The sequence below is a fragment of the Nocardiopsis baichengensis YIM 90130 genome (assembly GCF_000341205.1).
GTDB lineage: Bacteria > Actinomycetota > Actinomycetes > Streptosporangiales > Streptosporangiaceae > Nocardiopsis_A > Nocardiopsis_A halophila.
The window spans coordinates 62,786-79,891 of the sequence record NZ_ANAS01000015.1 but is presented as its reverse complement, the minus strand read 5'-3'; the positions used below and the strand labels follow the sequence as shown (position 1 = coordinate 79,891).

Below are 17,106 nucleotides of genomic sequence, written 5' to 3'. Positions count from 1 at the left end.
GGGACCCGCTCTGCACAGGGCGGGTCCCGCGCGCTTATCGTTCCCCCATGGAATTCCGTCACCTCGGCAGCAGCGGTCTCGTCATCAGCGAGATCTCCTACGGCAACTGGATCACCCACGGATCGCAGGTGGAGGAGGACGCGGCCGTCGCATGCGTGCGCGCGGCCCTGGACGAGGGCATCACCACCTTCGACACCGCGGACGTCTACGCGCGCGGGCGCGCGGAGGAGGTGCTGGGCCGGGCGCTGAAGGGCGAGCGCCGGGACGGCATCGAGATCTTCTCCAAGGTCTACTGGCCCATGGGCGAGGGGAAGAACGACCGCGGGCTCTCCCGCAAGCACATCGTCCGCGGCTGCGAGGAGTCCCTGCGCCGCCTGGGCACCGACTACCTGGACCTCTACCAGGCGCACCGGTTCGACTACGAGACGCCGCTGGAGGAGACCCTCCGGGCCTTCGACGACCTGGTGCGCCAGGGCAAGGTGCTCTACGTCGGCGTCTCGGAGTGGCGCGCGGACGAGATCGAGCGGGCGGTGAAGATCGCCGACGACATGGGCTTCGACCGGCTGGTGTCCAACCAGCCGCAGTACAACATGCTGTGGCGGGTCATCGAGTCGGCGGTGGTGCCGGTCAGCGAGCGCGAGGGGATGGGGCAGATCGTCTGGTCCCCCATCTCCCAGGGGCTGCTCGCCGGCAAGTACGCGCCGGGCCAGGCACCGCCGGCCGGGTCGCGCGCGACCGACGAGGGCGGCGGCGCGCAGACCATGGCCAAGTACATGGACGACGAGGAGCTGCTGCGCCGGGTGCAGCGGCTGCGGTCGGTCGCCGACGAGGTGGGGCTGAGCATGGCCGCGCTGGCGGTGGCCTGGGTGCTGCAGAACCGCAACGTGTCGACGGCGATCATCGGCGCCAGCCGGCCCGAGCAGGTGCGGGACAACGTGCGGGCGTCCGGGGTGATCCTGTCCCCCGACGTCCTGGAGCGGATCGACGAGATCCTCGGCGACAAGGTGCAGCGCGACCCGGGCCTGACCATCAGCCCGGAGAGGCGCCCCTGAGCCTCTGCGGCCCGGCCGGCCCAGCACCGGCCGGGCGCGGTCCGGGCCGGGCCGGGACTGCGCGGCCCTCCCGCGAACGCGGTCGGCCACGGTCGTGTCCGCTGGAGTGGTGGAACTGTCGGCCCCGTCCTTGTGAGCGGTGCGACCGCTGCGGCGCGATCGGCGGCCCCGCCCCGGGTGCGCGCCCCCTCCTCGCCGTTGATCTCGGGAGAGTCGGGGTAATACCGGCGAGTATTACCCCGACTCTCCCGAGATCAACGAGGGGGCGATGCGGGCGGCAGGCAGTGCCCCTCCGGGGGGGGCGGCACACCCCGGGCCCCTGCTCTCCCGGGTCCGCCGGCCCATTACGGCCTACGGCGGGCCCCGGGGCGCTCTCGGGGCGACGGGTCAGGCGTCGCCCAGGCTCATCGTGTACTGGAGGCGGTCGTCCTCAAGAAGGCTGACCTGATCCACGCCCGCTTCGGCCAGGCCGCGCCACTCCTCGCCCAGCCAGCTCTCGGCGTCCCCCCGCGAAGAGAACGTCTCGGCGGGAAGCTCCTCGGACTCCAGGACCTCCCCGCCTTCCTTCTCGTAGCGCCAGCTCCAGGCCATGGGGCTCCCTTCCCTCTCACCGCGAACCGGGCGGCTCCCGGCGTGCCGACCCTATCGAGCGGGCGCGCCGGAGCGCGGCCCGGTTCCGTGGCCACCTTCCGCGGACATCCAGCGGACATCCAGAGGCCTCCCACGCCGCGAGGCCGGTGACACCTTCCGTTCCGTCAGGGGGCCTCGGTTAGGGGCGGCACCGCGCACCCGCCTGTGCGCACGGCCCTGTCCCGCCGGGGCGGCGCGGGACAGGGCGTCTCCGTGGTGTTGACTGGCGGATGTGCGCATTCACTTTTCCGGTACCGCAGCAGGAGAGGGGTGGCCCGCGCCGGACTGCCGGTGCGCGTCCTGCCGCCGCGCGTCCGACGCTCCCCGGGGCCCACTCGGCATTCGCATCGAAGGGGCGGCGGCCGGAGCCGTTCCGGCGCCGATCGGGGAACACGGTGAACAGGGCGAGCTGACCATCGGCGACGACGGCTCGCGGCTGCTCGTCTGCTCCCCGCCCGCTCGCGCCGGCGCCCCGGCCGGGACGCCTTCCGGGACCGACGGCGGCCCGGAGGCTCCGGCCCGCGTCGACGTCGCCGTCGTCCATGCCGCCGCCGCAGAGCGGATCGGCGACCTGCGCAGGCGGGGCGTGGTCGGTGCCCGCACCCGGCTGCTGCTGGTCGGCGGGGACCACCGGGTCCACTCCCCCGCCGAGCTGGAGCGCCGCGCCGCGCTCTGGGGCGCCGACGCCGTGCGCGACGGCGAGGACGTCGCGGTCGCGCCGCTGCCCGCTCCGGCCGCCCCGGCGGCCCGACGCGTCCTGGTGACCGGCGGGGCGAGGTCGGGCAAGTCAACCGAGGCCGAGCGGCGGATGCTGGCCGAGCCCGAGGTGGTGTACGTCGCGACCGGGCCGAGCCCGGAGGGCGACGGTTCGTGGGCCGAGCGCGTGGCGGCGCACCGGTCCCGCCGGCCGCACTGGTGGCGGACCGAGGAGACCTCCGACACGGCCGCGGCGCTGGACAAGGCCGCGGAGACGGGCGATGCGGTGCTGTTCGACTGCGCCGGCACGTGGCTGGCGGGGGCCATGGAGGCGTGCGGCATGTGGTCCGACTCCCCGCCGGCCGACGCCGGCGAGCGGCTGGAGCGGCGGATCGAGGAGCTGGCCGCGGCCTGGCGGCGCTTCCCCGGCCACCTGGTGGCGGTCACGAACGAGGTCGGCATGGGCGTGGTCCCGGCCACCCGCAGCGGGGGGCTCTTCCGCGACATGCTCGGCCGCCTCAACCAGCGCCTGGCCCAGGAGTCCGAGGAGGTCCTGCTCGCGGTCGCGGGGAGGGTCACCGAGCTGCCCTGAACCGTCCGAGAGGCGAGAGGGGGGCGCCGAAGCACCCGCGCGTCCGTCAGAGGGCACCCGTCCCATGCCGTCATGTCCCGAGCGCGGCGGAAGCGGTCTCACACCACAAGGAACACAAGGAAGAGGAGAGCACCCGCCCCTCTCCCCTTCTCCTCCCGCTCCCCTTCCGCGGCCTTGAGGCGCCGGGCCGGCGATAGGATCGGGCGCCTTCCCTCCCCCGCTCTGGAAGGAGTCCGCATGCAGTCCGACTCCGGTGCCGGTTCCTCCGGGCAGTCCGGCGGCGCCGCGGGCGCCGCGCTCGACGGGCTGCGCATGGCCGCGGGCACGCTGACGGCGGTCCCCGTCCGGGCCGAGCGCGTGGACCGGGAGGTCGCGGGCTGGGCCATGCGGTGGGCCCCCCTCATCGGCGCGGGACTGGGCGCCGCGGGCGGCCTGCTCGTCCTCGTGACGCTCTTCGTGGGCGTCGCCCCGCCGCTGGCCGCCGCGCTGGCCGTCGGCCTGATCGCCGTCCTCACCCGCGGCCTGCACCTGGACGGCCTGGCCGACCTCGCCGACGGGCTGGGCAGCGGCAAGCCCGCCGACGCCGCCCTGCAGATCATGAAGCGCTCCGACATCGGCCCCTTCGGGGTGATCACCCTGGTGCTGGTGCTCCTGATCCAGGTCACCGCGCTGGCCCAGGTGTCGGCCGCGGGGCTGTTCGCCGGGGCGGCCGCGCTGGTCGCGGCGGCCGCCGCGGGGCGCCTGGCCATCACCCTGGCCTGCACGCCGACCGTGCCCTCCGCGCGCCCGGACGGGCTGGGCGCCCATGTCGCCGGGACCGTCCCGCACGCCGCTGCCGCCGCATCCGCCGTCGGGACGCTGCTCCTGGCCTCCCTGTTCGGGGCCGTGCACTCCCTCGGCGCGGCCCTGGCCCTGCCCTTCGCCGCCGCCCTGGGCGCCGCCGCCTCGCTGCCGCTGCTGCTGCACGCCCGGCGCCGCCTCGGCGGGATCACCGGCGACGTGCTGGGGGCGCTGTGCGAGACCTCCGCCACGGTCGCCCTCGTCGCCGCGGCGATCGCGCTGTGACCGCCGCGGCCGGCGGGGCGGGCGCCGTCCTTCCTCCGGGCTCGGTCGCGCCGCCCGCACGTCCCCTGGTCACGGGCGGCGCAGCGCGCCGGGGCGCCGCTCCGCGCCCGGCAGGCGCCCTCCGGGCGGCGCGGAACCCTGTCGCCATCATCACATTTCTTCACACCGGCCCCGGGGCCGCACCCGGCCACCCGTGGTGACCGGGACGAACCCGCCGTTCCCGGAAGACCCGGGAGATCGTCACGGTCCGCGCCGTTCGCGCCGCCATCGACGGAAAGAAGCGCACTTCTTCACGTTTGTGTGAACCTCGGCCCGGTTGACGCTTCCCGGCGGCCACGCCGGGTCCGGCGTGCCCACCGGGACGTCACAAGGACTAGCATCGGACCTGTGAGCACGTCGCTGTCAGTCATTACGGAATCCCCCTGTTCGCTCGACGCCGACGCCCTGGTCGTCGGTTACCACTCCGGGCCCGACGGCCCGGAGCCCGCGTCGGGCGCTCACGACGTCGAGGCGGCCTACCCCGGCGGCCTCGCCCGGACCCTGTCGCTTCTGGGAGCGAGCGGCGCCCTCGAGGAGGTGCACAGCCTCCCCGCCGCCGGCGCGACCACCGCCCCGGTCGTGCTCGCCGTCGGCCTGGGCCCCGCCCCCGACGGCGGCGCCCCCGACCCCGACCACGTCGCCCGTGCCGCCGGCGCCGCCCTGCGCGCGCGCACCGACGGCCAGGCGCGGGTGGCCCTCGCGCTGCCCGCCGACACCGCCGGGCTGGCCGAGGCGGCCGCCACCGGCGCCCTGCTGGGCGACTACGCCTTCACCCGCTACCGCACCGCCACCGACGCCGAGCGCACGCCCGCCGAGGCGCTGCAGGTGGTCAGCTCCGCCGAGGGCGCGGCCGCCGCCGTCGAGCGCGCCGAGGCCGTGGCCGCCTCGGTCAACCTGGTGCGCGACCTGGTCAACACGCCCCCGGCCGACCTGGTCCCCGAGGACCTGGCGGGGGTGGCCGAGGAGGTCGCCCGCGAGCACGGCCTGCAGGTGCACACCCTGGACGAGAAGGCGCTGTCCGAGGGCGGCTACGGCGGCATCGTCGGCGTCGGCCAGGGCTCGGCCAACCCGCCGCGCCTGGTGCGGCTCTCCTACAGCCACCCTGAGGCCTCCTCCACGGTCGCCTTCGTCGGCAAGGGCATCACCTTCGACTCCGGCGGCCTGTCGCTCAAGCCGGCCGGGTCCATGGACTGGATGAAGTCCGACATGGGCGGCGCCGCCGCGGTGCTGGGCGCCATGCGGGCCGTCGCGATCCTCAAGCCGAAGGTCAACGCGGTCGCCTACCTGGCCATCGCGGAGAACATGCCCTCGGGCACCGCCCAGCGCCCCTCCGACGTGCTGACCATGTACGGCGGCAAGACGGTGGAGGTCCTCAACACCGACGCCGAGGGCCGCCTGGTCATGGCCGACGCCCTGGTCCGGGCCCAGGAGGACGGCGCCGACCTGGTGGTCGACGTCGCCACCCTCACCGGCGCGCAGATCGTCGCCCTGGGCACCCGGGTCTTCGGGGTCATGGCCTCCGACGACGAGACCCGCGCCTCGGTCACCGCCGCGGCGGACGCCGCGGGCGAGGCCGCCTGGCCCATGCCGCTGCCCGAGGAGCTGCGCAAGGGCCTGGACTCGGCGGTCGCCGACATCGCCAACGTGGCCGGTGAGCGCTGGGGCGGCATGCTCAGCGCCGGCGTCTTCCTCAAGGAGTTCATCGCCGACGGCCAGCGCTGGGCCCACCTGGACATCGCCGGGCCCTCCTTCAACCAGGGCGCCCCGTTCGGCTACACGCCCAAGGGCGGCACCGGTTCGGCCACCCGCACGCTGGTGCGGCTGGTCGAGGACCTGGCCGGCGGCGCGCAGACCTGAGACCGGGCGCGTCCGGGCGGGACACGCGCCCGGACGCGCCGCACCGTCACCGACGGACGAACACCATTACATCCACACCAAGGAGTGTCCTTCCCGTGAGTGAGAGCGGCGGCACCTTCGACCTCGTGATCCTGGGCGCCGGCAGCGGCGGCTACGCGGCGGCGCTGCGCGCGGCCGAACTGGACATGAGTGTCGCCCTGATCGAGAAAGACAAGCTCGGCGGCACCTGCCTGCACCAGGGCTGCATCCCCACCAAGGCGCTGCTGCACGCGGCCGAGGTCGCCGACTCCGCCAAGGAGGGCGAGAAGTTCGGCGTGAAGTCGAGCTTCGACGGCATCGACGTCCCCGCCGTCCACAAGTACAAGGACAAGGTCGTCGGCGGCCTGCACAAGGGCCTGTCCGGGCTGATCAAGTCCCGCGGGATCACCGTCGTCGAGGGCGAGGGCAAGCTCACCGGCCCCGACGAGGTCACCGTCGGCGGCACCGCCTACAAGGGCCGCAACATCCTGCTGTCCACCGGCTCCAAGCCCAAGACCCTGGGCCTGGACATCGACGGCGAGAAGGTCGTCACCAGCGAGCAGGCGCTGCGGATGGACAAGACGCCCTCCTCGGTCGTGGTGCTGGGCGGCGGCGTCATCGGCGTGGAGTTCGCCAGCGTCTACCGCTCCTTCGGCGCCGAGGTCACCGTCGTCGAGGCGCTCCCGCACCTGGTCCCGGTCGAGGAGGAGTCCAGCTCCAAGCTGCTGGAGCGGGCCTTCCGCAAGCGGGGCATCAAGCAGGAGCTGGGCACTCCGTTCGAGAGCGTCAAGACCACCGACACGGGCGTCAGCGTCACCCTGCAGGGCGGCAAGACCCTGGAGGCCGAGGTCCTGCTGGTGGCCATCGGCCGCGGCCCGGTCTCCGAGGGCCTGGGCTACGAGGAGCAGGGCATCCCGATGGAGCGCGGGTTCGTCACGGTCGACGAGAACCTGCACACCGGCGTGGGCAACATCTACGCGGTCGGCGACCTGATCCCGACCCTGCAGCTGGCCCACGTGGGCTTCGCCGAGGGCATCTTCGTGGCCGAGCGGATCGCCGGGCTCAACCCGCCGGCCATCGACTACGACGGCGTCCCCCGCATCACCTACTGCGAGCCGGAGGTCGCCTCGGTCGGCATCACCTCGGCGACGGCCAAGGAGCGCGGCTACGAGGTCGTGGAGACCAACTACAACCTGGCGGGCAACGGCAAGAGCCAGATCCTGCAGACGCAGGGCGCCGTCAAGGTCATCGCGCAGAAGGACGGCCCGGTGCTGGGCGTCCACATGGTGGGCTCCCGGGTCGGTGAGCTGGTCGCCGAGGGCCAGCTCATCTACAACTGGGAGGCGCTGCCCTCCGAGGTCGCGCAGCTCATCCACCCGCACCCGACGCAGTCGGAGGCGCTGGGCGAGGCGCACCTGGCACTGGCGGGCAAGCCGCTGCACGTCCACGACTGACGCACCCCCGCGGGGCGGGCCCCGGGCCCGCCCCGCTCTCTTCTTCTCCGCGCTCCATACGTTTTCACTAAGAGGACCCCATGCCGACTTCCGTTGAAATGCCCGCACTGGGTGAGAGTGTCACCGAGGGCACCGTCACCCAGTGGCTCAAGAAGGAGGGCGACACCGTCGCGGTCGACGAGCCGCTGCTGGAGGTCTCCACCGACAAGGTCGACACCGAGATCCCCTCCCCCGTCTCCGGTGTGCTCTCCCAGATCCTCGTCGCCGAGGACGAGACGGTGGAGATCGGCGCCCAGATCGCCGTCATCTCCGAGGCGGGCGAGGCCCCGGCCGAGGATGCTGCGCCCGCGGCCAAGGAGGCGCAGCCCGAGCCGGAGCCCGAGCCCGCACCCGCCCCCGAGCCCGAGCCGGCCCCGCAGGCCGCCGCCCAGGAGCCCGCTCCCGCCCCGGCCCCGGCTCCGAGCCCCGCCCCGGAGCGCCCGGCCGCCGCCGACCGCGACTCGGCCCCCGCGGTGGACGTGGAGACGATCAGCGGGACCGGCACGGCCTCCGGCACCGACGCCGTCACCGAGGCCTACGTGACGCCGCTGGTGCGCAAGCTCGCCGCCGAGCACGGGGTGAGCCTGGGGTCGGTGCGCGGCACCGGCGTGGGCGGCCGGATCCGCAAGCAGGACGTCCTGGACGCCGCCGCGACCGCCAAGGAGCCCGCCGCTCCCGCGGCCCCGGCCCGCACCGCCCCGGCGCCGGACACCACGCTGCGCGGCCGCACCGAGAAGATGTCCCGCCTGCGGCAGACCATCGCCGACCAGATGGCCGAGTCGCTGCGCATCTCGGCCGAGGTCACCCAGGTGGTCGAGGTCGACATGACCAACATCGCGCGGCTGCGCGGGCAGGCCTCCGAGCAGTTCGCCGCGCGCGAGGGCGTGGAGCTGGACTTCTTCACCTTCTTCGCGCTGGCCGCGGTGGAGGCGCTCAAGGCCCACCCCAAGCTCAACGCGGTCATCGACAGCGACAGCTACGAGGTCACCTACCACGACCTGGAGAACCTGTCGGTGTCGGTGGACACCGAGCGCGGGCTGCTGGCCCCGGTCATCAAGGACGCCGGCGACCTGAACCTGGGCGGCCTGGCGCGCAAGATCTCCGACCTGAGCCGGCGCGCGCACACCGGGGAGCTCAACCCCGACGAGCTGAGCGGCGGCACCTTCACCATCACCGACACCGGCGCGGTGGGCGCGCTGTTCGAGACGCCCATCATCAACCAGCCGCAGGTGGCCATCCTGGGCACCGGCGCCGTGGTCAAGCGCCCGGTCGTCGTGGAGGACCCGGAGCTGGGCGAGGTCATGGCGGTGCGCTCGATGGCGTACCTGGCGCTCACCCACGACCACCGGCTCATCGACAAGGCCGACGCCGCCCGGTTCCTGCAGGCGGTCAAGGAGCGCCTGGAGGAGGGCGCCTTCGAGGCCGCCCTGGGCCTGGCCTAAAGCGCTTCCGGGGCCGGGGAGCACCCCTGGAGCCCCACGCGGCGGGCCGCTGCGGCCGGCTTCCACGAGCCGGCCGCAGCGGCCCGCCGCGTTCTCTGTGTGCGGGGGCGTATCCCCGGCCCGGTGCGGGCGCGCCCCCGACGAGCGCCCGCCCTCGGAACCGGCATGCGGACCGGAGCCGCCCGGCCCGGACGAACAGCGGGGCGGCGCCCTCCCGGGCGCCGCCCCGCCTTGTTACCCCACCATTCACCATCCCCCTGGTGATCCCCATCACCAAAGGTCGGCCCGGGCCCGGCACCGATGTGCGGCGTGCCCGGATGAACCCAAGGTAGAGCCGTGATCACCTGTGGCGCAGGGATTCCGAGGAATTGGCGCGAGATTCCCCGCGCAGCGCCCGAAGTCGCCCCCGATCACCGATTTCAGCGCCCGCCCGGACCGATGGGCGGGCGTCAGGCGGCGCCGACTCGGCCCCACCGCCCACGGCCGACGGCCCGGCTCTGAGGCACAGGCGTTCGCAGACGAGCACAGGCGAGCACCGAGGACCACGGAGCCCGGGAACAGTAGCGGCGACGGGACGACCGGCGCCCCGCTCACGCCTGCTTGCCGGGTGACGGGGCCCCTGTGGATCAGGGAAGGGCGGCGACGACGGAGGCTGCGGTTCACCGGACGGCGCTGTCGGGCGCCGGGCGCGCGGATGGCCGCCGGAGGCGGAGGAGGAGGCGGCGGCGGCCGAACAGCCGGTACCCCGCTCACGGGCCCCGGCCGGGCGCGGGTCCACCGGAGTGCCATGAGGAGAGCGGCGACGACGAAGCGGGGCGGGTCCCCTGGTGCTGCCGGTCGGCCGCCTGGCCTCTCGCGGTCCGGGAACAGCAGCGACGACGGCACCGCAGGTACCCCGCTCAGGGCTGCTTGCCGGGTGACAGGGCCCTTCAGTGCCAGGGGGACGGCATCGACGAAGAGGAGGGGCGCTTCCCCGGTGCCGCCGGTCGGCCTCCGGGAGGCCTGCTGCTTCGGCGGGCCCCTCCTTTTCGTGTTCCGGGCATACCGGGCGCACCAGGCGGCGCTTGAGCATCGTGAGTGGTGACATCGCCACGCAATTGCACATTGCGTGGCGATGTCACCACTCACGATGGAGATCGAGCCCTTCCGGGCCGGTCTCCGGCGGACACGACCCGCCGGGCGTCCCGTTTGTCCGGATCGAAAGGGGAAACGGGTCTCGCGCGCCCGGAGCGGCACCCGGGGACGGCTGAGTGTGCGATCGTGGCCAGACCAGAACGGGATTCGGTCTCCGACACCCCTTCTACCGACACCTCAACCCCGTTTGCAGCGCTCTCCATTACCCCGGGTAGCCAAAGACGGGGCGAAACCGACACGAGGCCCAGCGCAGACGGGCGCCGCACCCCTTCCCCGCCACCTCCCCTCTCTCGACGGGCGGACGAACAGGAACAATACGGGCACCTTGGCACCGAACCCCGTTCTGGTCTGGCCGGGATCGCACCTAGAGGCCGCCTCGAGGCGTCGATCAGCGCGCTTCCGCTCTCGCCGCCCCATGACGGTGCGTATTCGCCCAGTTCACAATGGTTCCTCTGATCGAAGGGCGACCGGCCTGGGCCGGGCGGGGCGCCGCGGGCGCGAGCGGGCAACACCAGACCCGACCACACCCCTACCAGGACCACGAGAGGCCCGGCGGCCGACCGGCGACCCCGGGGAACCGTCGCGCTTCGTCGTCGCCGCCCTCTCCTCGCACCGAAGGGCCCCGCCGCCCGGCAGACAGGCGCGAGCGGGGCGCCAGCTGGGCCGTCGTTGCCGCTATTCCCGGACCACGAGAGGCCCGGCGGCCAGCCAGAGCGCCGGCCGCCATCGACCTCGCCTCGTCGCCGCCCCCTGTACCCCAGCGGCCGGCCACCCGGCAAGCAGCCCGAAGCAGGGCACCAGCCGCCCCGTCACCGCGCTCTCCTCAACACGCCCAGCCCGAGATCCGCCCTCGGGAACGACGTACGCCCGGGGCCGAAACCGGGTAGGGAGCCTCCATGAAGGTCGCGATCACCGGATCCAACGGACTCCTCGGGAGCGCCCTGGCGCGCTCGCTCACCGACGACGGGCACCGGGTCGTGCACCTGGTGCGGCGCCCCGCCCGCGGCGACGACGAGGCGCGGTGGGACCCCGAGGGCGGCACGGTCGACACCGACCCGCTGGCCGGCGCCGACGCCGTGGTGCACCTGGCGGGCGCGCCGCTGGGCCCCGCCCGCTGGACCACCGCGCGGCGGCGCGCCATCCGGCAGAGCCGGGTGGCCGGAACCCGCACCCTCGCCGAGGCGCTGGCCGCCATGGACGCACCGCCCGGCCGCCTGCTGTCAGGATCGGCGGTGGGCTACTACGGCGACACCGGGGACCACGCCGTCGACGAGACCGCCGCCAAGGGCGAAGGCTTCCTGGCGGACGTGTGCCGGGACTGGGAGCGCGCCACCGAGGCCGCGGAGAAGGCCGGGATCTCCACCGCCCACCTGCGCACCGGCCTGGTACTGGACGCCGACGGCGGGCTCCTGGGCACGGTGCTGCCGCTGTTCCGCCTCGGCCTGGGCGGGAGGTTGGGCTCCGGGCGCCAGTACATGAGCTGGATCGGCCGGCACGACCACGTGGCGGCCATGCGCTTCCTGCTGGAGCGGCCCGACCTGACCGGCCCCTTCGACCTGTGTGCGCCCGAGCCGGTGACCAACGCCGCCTACACGCGCGCGGTGGCGGCCGCGGTCGGCCGTCCCGCGCCGCTGCCCGTGCCCGCGTTCGCGATGCGCGCGGCGCTGGGCGGCTTCGCCGATGAGGCGGCCCTGGTGAGCCAGCGGGTCCTGCCCGCACGCCTGGAGGAGGCCGGGTTCGCGTTCGAGCACCCGACCCTGGGCCCAGCGCTCACCTCGCTGCTGTACGGGCACTGAGCGGCCGTACACCTCGGCCGACACGCCGGCCGCGCCCGCGCACCGCCCGTAGACGGGTCCCGCCCGAAACGGGCCCCGCAACCGCATCCGAGGCCGCGGCCAGAGCCGGACGGCGGGCGTCGAACACCGCTCCGGTGCGCGGTATTCCCGCCCGGACCGGGGGTTTCCCGCACCCAGGGCGCCTTCCGCCCGGCCCCCGCCGAGGGCATAAGGTGGGATGTATGAGTGAGCTCGTCTTCGCCCGGCTCGGCGACGACCCGGTCCCCTACCAGGAGGGCTGGGACCTCCAGAAGCGGCTCCACCAGAGCCGTGTCGCCGACCTCATCCCCGACACGGTGCTCATGCTCCAGCACGAGCCCGTGTACACGGCCGGGAAGCGCACCAGCAAGTGGGACCGGGAGCAGACCTGGCCCGGCACCCCCGTCTTCGACATCGACCGCGGCGGCAAGATCACCTGGCACGGTCCCGGCCAGCTCACCGTCTATCCGATGGTCCGCCTGGCCGACCCGATCGACGTGGTCGCCTACGTGCGGATGCTGGAGGAGGCGATCATCCGCACCGTGGCCGAGTACGGGCTGACGGGGCGGCGGGTCGAGGGCAGGACCGGGGTGTGGCTGGACGCCGACCCCGGCCGGGGGCTCATCGAACGCAAGGTCGCCGCCATCGGCTGCCGCATCTCACGCGGGGTCGGCATGCACGGTTTCGCCCTCAACTGCGACAATGATCTCTCGTGGTTCCAGAGGATCGTCCCGTGCGGCATCCCCGCCGAGGAGGGGGACGTCACCAGCATCTCCCGCGAGGTGGGCCGCGACGTGCCGGTGGCCGAGGTTCTGCCGCGCGTGGAGGCGCACCTGGCCGCGGTGCTCGGCGCCGAGTCCTACAGCCACAGTGACGGCGCGCCGCCGCCCCTCCCGGGGGAGCACGGCCCGGAGGAGCACAGCCCGGGGGCCCAGGCCCCGGCGGAGCCGGCGAGCGCCTGAGGGCGCCCGAGCACGACGACGACCTCCCCACGAGGGACGAGGAAAGGAAGGGTCCGCGTTGACCATCGCTCCCGAGGGCCGCAAGCTGCTGCGGATCGAGGCCCGCAACAGTGAGACGCCCATCGAGAAGAAGCCGCCGTGGATCAAGATCAAGGCGAAGATGGGGCCCGAGTACAGCGAGTTGCACTCGCTGGTCAAGCGGGAGGGCCTGCACACGGTCTGCCAGGAGGCCGGCTGCCCCAACATCTACGAGTGCTGGGAGGACCGCGAGGCGACCTTCCTCATCGGCGGCGACCAGTGCACGCGCCGGTGCGACTTCTGCCAGATCGCCACCGGCAAGCCGTCGCCCCTGGACCGGATGGAGCCGACCAAGGTCGCCAACTCGGTGCGCACCATGGAGCTGCGCTACGCGACGGTCACCGGCGTGGCCCGCGACAACCTCGACGACGGCGGTGCCTGGCTCTACGCCGAGACGGTCCGCAAGATCCACGAGCTCAACCCGGGAACCGGCGTCGAGCTGCTCATCCCCGACTTCAACTCCGACGACGACCAGCTCGGCGAGGTGTTCGGGTCGCGGCCGGAGGTGCTGGCGCACAACGTGGAGACGGTCCCGCGGGTGTTCCGGCGGATCCGCCCCGGGTTCCGCTACGAGCGCTCCCTGGAGGTCATCACCAAGGCGCGCGAGGCCGGGCTGGTGACCAAGTCCAACCTGATCCTGGGCATGGGCGAGGAGCGGCACGAGATCAGCGAGGCCATGCGCGACCTGCACGAGGCCGGGTGCGACCTGCTGACCATCACCCAGTACCTGCGCCCCTCCAAGCTGCACCACCCGATCGACCGGTGGGTCAAGCCGGAGGAGTTCGTCGAGCTGTCGGAGGAGGCCGAGGAGATCGGCTTCGCGGGCGTGATGTCGGGTCCGCTGGTGCGCTCGTCCTACCGGGCGGGGCGGCTGTACAAGCAGGCGGTCGAGAAGCGCGAGGCAGAGGCCGCGCAGACCGCACAGGCCTGACCCGGACAAACCACTCATCACAAAGTAATCAAGCTGAAACGGCGGCCGACGGCCGCCGTTTCACGTTGGCACCCGGGTGGGCCATATCCTGGAAGGTATGGCGAAGAAGCCCAAGGACACCAGCAACTCCCAGGCCACCGCCAAGGGCGGCGCCGGGGAGCAGCAGAAGCGGCCGGGCCGGTTCAAGCAGCTCGGCATGGTCGCCAAGGTCGTGCACAAGCAGAGCCCGAAGACGATCCCGACCGCGGTCGGGATCTTCGTGGGCCTGGTGGCACTGTCGGTCGTCGGCGGCCTGGTCACCGGCGGAGGATGGCTCTACTGGCTCAGCCTGGGCATCCCCATCGCGTTCCTGGCCGGGTTCATCTACTTCACCCGGTCGGCCCAGAAGATCCAGTACACGATGCTCGACGGCCAGCTGGGCGCGGGCATGGCGGTGCTGGAGAACATGCGCGGGGACTGGTCGGTGGAGCCGGGGGTGACCGCCACCCGGCAGATGGACGTCGTGCACCGCGTGGTCGGCCGCCCCGGCGTCGTCCTCGTCGGCGAGGGGGACCCCCAGCGGCTGCGCAAGATCATCGGCGCGGAGAAGAAGCGCGTGGCGCGGGTCGCCTACGAGATGCCCATCTACGACGTGCTGGTCGGCAGCGGCGAGGGCCAGGTGGCCATCGCCGACCTGCAGAAGCACATGATGAAGCTGCCCCGGAACCTGGACAAGACCAAGGTGGCCGAGCTGAGGTACCGCCTCAAGGCGCTGCCGTCGGCCGTGCAGATGCCCAAGGGCCCGATGCCCAAGGGCGTGAAGATGCCGAAGGGCCCCAAGCCCCAGACACGCTGACGCCGCCGCGGGTGCTTCGCCACAGACACGAGGGCGAGAAGCCGTCCGGCCCTAAGGGGCCGGGCGGCTTCTTCGTTTGGGCCCGTTCTCGGGATCGTTCGTGTCACACGGCATGACCCGGCCGTGCTCTCCACACCCTGAGCCGCTCGTCCGGATGCCCCACGGTGTTTCGTTCCGGAAACGGGCGGTGCAGGCCCGGGCCGCGTTCGGACGGTCGTCCCGGCCACCAGCCCCTTGTTGATCTCGGGGAACCCGGGCTTATGGCGGCCTCCATAAGGCCGGGTTCCCCGAGATCAACAAGGGGGAAGGGCCGGGCGGTGGAGGGGCCCAGGACACGTCCTCAGAGGCGCCGGGACACGGTCCCTGCGGCGCGGTCGTGCAGGCCGCGCTGGTCGCGGTCGTAGACGACGGCGGGGATGACCAGGCACAGCAGCACGGTGCGGATGACGACCGCCAGGGGCCAGGGCAGGGCGCGCTCGCCGGTCGCGGCGACGCCGGTGCCGGTGATGCGCTTTCCCACGGTCGTGCCGAAGAGCGTCAGCAGCAGCGCGGTCATCACCGCGAACACCATCAGGGGAACGTACTGGGCCTCCTGCGGGTCGGCGCCCAGGATTCCGTAGGCGATCGCCAGGCTCAGTCCCCAGTCCAGCAGCAGGGCCAGCAGCCTGCGCCCGATACCGGGCACCGAGCCCGCCCCCTCCTCGGGCATCCCCAACCGGTTGCCCCGGTAGCGGAATTCGTCCTCGTCAGGGGCCGCGTCGCCGTGTCTTTCCATGGTTCACACGGTATCGGCGGCGCAGCACGGACGGTTCCGGACCACCCTCCCCCGGGCGCCTGGAAAGGCCGTTTTCCCGGGGTTACGACGGACCCGTCCCGCTGGGCAGGGGAAACGCCGCACCCCGTAACGCGCAGGAAACATACGAGACATGGACGAGAAACGACGCCCTCCTAGCGTCGTCAACGTGGCCGAGGAGGGGGTCGCGGACAACGGGCCGCGGCCCGCGCCGCCGCGCCCCCTCTCACATCTGCTCGGAGGTATGTCTTGTTCAGCAGCGCCGAAGAGGCCCTCGCGTTCATCCGGAACGAGGACGTCAAGTTCCTCGACGTCCGCTTCACCGACCTGTTCGGTGGCGTCAACCACGTCACGCTCCCCACGGAGAACGTCGACGAGGACACGTTCACCAAGGGCCAGATGTTCGACGGGTCCTCGATCCGAGGGTTCCAGGCGATCCACGAGTCGGACATGCTGCTGCTGCCCGACCTGAGCACCGCCGTTCTGGACCCGTTCCGCGAGTTCAAGACGCTGAACATGACGTTCTTCGTCCACGACCCGCTGACCCTGGAGTCCTACAGCCGCGACCCGCGCAACGTCGCCCGCAAGGCCGAGTCCTACCTCAAGAGCAGCGGCATCGCCGACACCGCGTTCTTCGGCCCGGAGGCCGAGTTCTACATCTTCGACGACGTCCGCTTCGAGACGCGTGCGAACACCGGCTACTACCAGATCGACTCCATCGAGGGCGCCTGGAACACCGGCACCGCGCAGAACGGCGGCAACCTCGGCTACCGGCCGCGCTACAAGGGCGGCTACTTCCCGGTCGAGCCGGTCGACCACTACAGCGACCTGCGCTCGCGGATGGTCCGCAACCTCATCGAGGGCGGCCTCGACGTCGAGCTGCAGCACCACGAGGTCGGCACCGCCGGCCAGGCCGAGATCGGCATCAAGTTCGGCACCCTGCTCCAGCAGGCCGACCGGGTGCAGCTCTACAAGTACATCGTGAAGAACACGGCCAACGCCGCCGGCAAGACCGTGACCTTCATGCCCAAGCCGCTGTTCGGCGACAACGGGTCCGGCATGCACTGCCACCAGAGCCTGTGGAAGGACGGCGAGCCGCTGTTCTTCGACGAGTCGGGCTACGCCCAGCTCTCGGACACGGCCCGCTACTACATCGGCGGCCTGCTCAAGCACGCCAACGCGCTGCTGGCCTTCACCAACCCGACGGTGAACTCCTACCACCGCCTGGTGCCGGGCTACGAGGCCCCGATCAACCTGGTCTACTCCCAGCGCAACCGCTCGGCCTGCATCCGCATCCCGCTGACCGGCCCGAACCCCAAGGCCAAGCGCCTGGAGTTCCGCGTCCCGGACCCCTCGGCCAACCCGTACCTGGCCTTCTCGGCGATGCTGATGGCCGGCATGGACGGCATCAAGAACAAGATCGAGCCGCCGGAGCCGATGGACAAGGACCTCTACGAGCTGCCCCCGGCCGAGGCCGCGGCGGTCGAGACGGTCCCCGCCTCCCTCGAGGAGGCCCTGGACGCCCTGGAGGCCGACCACGAGTTCCTGCTCGAGGGCGGGGTCTTCACCCCGGACCTGGTCGAGACCTACATCGACTTCAAGCGCACCGAGGAGATCGACTCCCTCCGCCTGCGCCCCCACCCGCGCGAGTTCGAGCTGTACTACGACATCTGAT

Annotated in this window: 13 protein-coding genes; 11 read left to right on the top strand and 2 right to left on the bottom strand. The window is 72.8% G+C overall.

What is annotated here, in order from left to right; translation table 11 throughout:
- Positions 1 to 47: 47 nt before the first annotated feature.
- Positions 48 to 1,052 carry an aldo/keto reductase family protein gene (locus tag C892_RS0114135; protein WP_017557753.1) on the top strand — a complete coding sequence of 335 codons (1,005 nt, stop codon included), beginning with the start codon at positions 48 to 50 and terminating at the stop codon, positions 1,050 to 1,052.
- A gap of 387 nt (positions 1,053 to 1,439) precedes the next feature.
- Here the strand turns inward: C892_RS0114135 and C892_RS0114130 are convergent, their stop codons facing one another.
- A complete protein-coding gene (locus tag C892_RS0114130; RefSeq protein ID WP_017541408.1) occupies positions 1,440 to 1,643 on the bottom strand; it encodes a hypothetical protein in 204 nt (67 codons plus the stop codon).
- A gap of 271 nt (positions 1,644 to 1,914) precedes the next feature.
- On the opposite strand from C892_RS0114130, the gene C892_RS0114125 reads away from it, so the two are divergent.
- The 9 genes from C892_RS0114125 (at position 1,915) to C892_RS0114085 (ending at position 14,638) form a co-directional block, all read left to right on the top strand.
- Complete coding sequence (locus C892_RS0114125; protein WP_017557752.1) at positions 1,915 to 2,970, top strand: bifunctional adenosylcobinamide kinase/adenosylcobinamide-phosphate guanylyltransferase; 1,056 nt, start codon at positions 1,915 to 1,917, stop codon at positions 2,968 to 2,970.
- A 237-nt stretch (positions 2,971 to 3,207) separates the two neighbouring features.
- Entirely contained in the window at positions 3,208 to 4,035 is an 828-nt protein-coding gene (locus C892_RS0114120) for an adenosylcobinamide-GDP ribazoletransferase (protein WP_017557751.1), read from the top strand.
- Positions 4,036 to 4,422: 387 nt separating this feature from the next.
- Positions 4,423 to 5,931 carry a leucyl aminopeptidase gene (locus C892_RS0114115; RefSeq protein WP_017557750.1) on the top strand — a complete coding sequence of 503 codons (1,509 nt, stop codon included), beginning with the start codon at positions 4,423 to 4,425 and terminating at the stop codon, positions 5,929 to 5,931.
- Positions 5,932 to 6,026: 95 nt separating this feature from the next.
- A complete protein-coding gene (gene lpdA / locus C892_RS0114110; RefSeq protein WP_017541413.1) occupies positions 6,027 to 7,403 on the top strand; it encodes a dihydrolipoyl dehydrogenase in 1,377 nt (458 codons plus the stop codon).
- Positions 7,404 to 7,483: 80 nt separating this feature from the next.
- Positions 7,484 to 8,884: a 2-oxoglutarate dehydrogenase, E2 component, dihydrolipoamide succinyltransferase gene (gene sucB, locus C892_RS0114105; protein WP_026124352.1), complete on the top strand. Its 1,401-nt coding sequence runs from the start codon at positions 7,484 to 7,486 to the stop codon at positions 8,882 to 8,884.
- Positions 8,885 to 10,914: 2,030 nt separating this feature from the next.
- Positions 10,915 to 11,814, top strand: a complete 900-nt coding sequence (locus C892_RS0114100) for a TIGR01777 family oxidoreductase (protein WP_017557748.1) — start codon at positions 10,915 to 10,917, stop codon at positions 11,812 to 11,814.
- 221 nt (positions 11,815 to 12,035) lie between these two features.
- Entirely contained in the window at positions 12,036 to 12,794 is a 759-nt protein-coding gene (gene lipB / locus C892_RS0114095; protein WP_017557747.1) for a lipoyl(octanoyl) transferase LipB, read from the top strand.
- Positions 12,795 to 12,852: 58 nt separating this feature from the next.
- Positions 12,853 to 13,803, top strand: a complete 951-nt coding sequence (gene lipA / locus C892_RS0114090) for a lipoyl synthase (RefSeq protein ID WP_017557746.1) — start codon at positions 12,853 to 12,855, stop codon at positions 13,801 to 13,803.
- A 97-nt stretch (positions 13,804 to 13,900) separates the two neighbouring features.
- Positions 13,901 to 14,638, top strand: a complete 738-nt coding sequence (locus C892_RS0114085; protein ID WP_017557745.1) for a DUF4191 domain-containing protein — start codon at positions 13,901 to 13,903, stop codon at positions 14,636 to 14,638.
- A gap of 340 nt (positions 14,639 to 14,978) precedes the next feature.
- On the opposite strand, the gene C892_RS0114080 is transcribed toward C892_RS0114085, so the two are convergent.
- On the bottom strand, positions 14,979 to 15,413 hold the full coding sequence (locus C892_RS0114080; RefSeq protein ID WP_026124351.1) for an RDD family protein: 435 nt from the start codon (positions 15,411 to 15,413) through the stop codon (positions 14,979 to 14,981).
- A gap of 267 nt (positions 15,414 to 15,680) precedes the next feature.
- Between C892_RS0114080 and glnA the strand changes: the two genes are divergently transcribed.
- Positions 15,681 to 17,105 (top strand): type I glutamate--ammonia ligase, encoded by a 1,425-nt coding sequence (gene glnA / locus C892_RS0114075; protein ID WP_017541421.1) that lies wholly within the window; start codon positions 15,681 to 15,683, stop codon positions 17,103 to 17,105.
- Position 17,106: the final 1 nt, after the last annotated feature.

What these genes read in the sequence shown, in the direction of transcription:
- sucB (WP_026124352.1), top strand. Translation starts at nt 7,484, where the DNA reads ATGCCGACTTCCGTTGAAATGCCCGCACTGGGTGAGAGTGTCACCGAG.
- C892_RS0114135 (WP_017557753.1), top strand. Translation starts at nt 48, where the DNA reads ATGGAATTCCGTCACCTCGGCAGCAGCGGTCTCGTCATCAGCGAGATC.
- C892_RS0114120 (WP_017557751.1), top strand. Translation starts at nt 3,208, where the DNA reads ATGCAGTCCGACTCCGGTGCCGGTTCCTCCGGGCAGTCCGGCGGCGCC.
- C892_RS0114085 (WP_017557745.1), top strand. Translation starts at nt 13,901, where the DNA reads ATGGCGAAGAAGCCCAAGGACACCAGCAACTCCCAGGCCACCGCCAAG.
- C892_RS0114100 (WP_017557748.1), top strand. Translation starts at nt 10,915, where the DNA reads ATGAAGGTCGCGATCACCGGATCCAACGGACTCCTCGGGAGCGCCCTG.
- lipB (WP_017557747.1), top strand. Translation starts at nt 12,036, where the DNA reads ATGAGTGAGCTCGTCTTCGCCCGGCTCGGCGACGACCCGGTCCCCTAC.
- C892_RS0114080 (WP_026124351.1), bottom strand. Translation starts at nt 15,413, where the DNA reads ATGGAAAGACACGGCGACGCGGCCCCTGACGAGGACGAATTCCGCTAC.
- C892_RS0114130 (WP_017541408.1), bottom strand. Translation starts at nt 1,643, where the DNA reads ATGGCCTGGAGCTGGCGCTACGAGAAGGAAGGCGGGGAGGTCCTGGAG.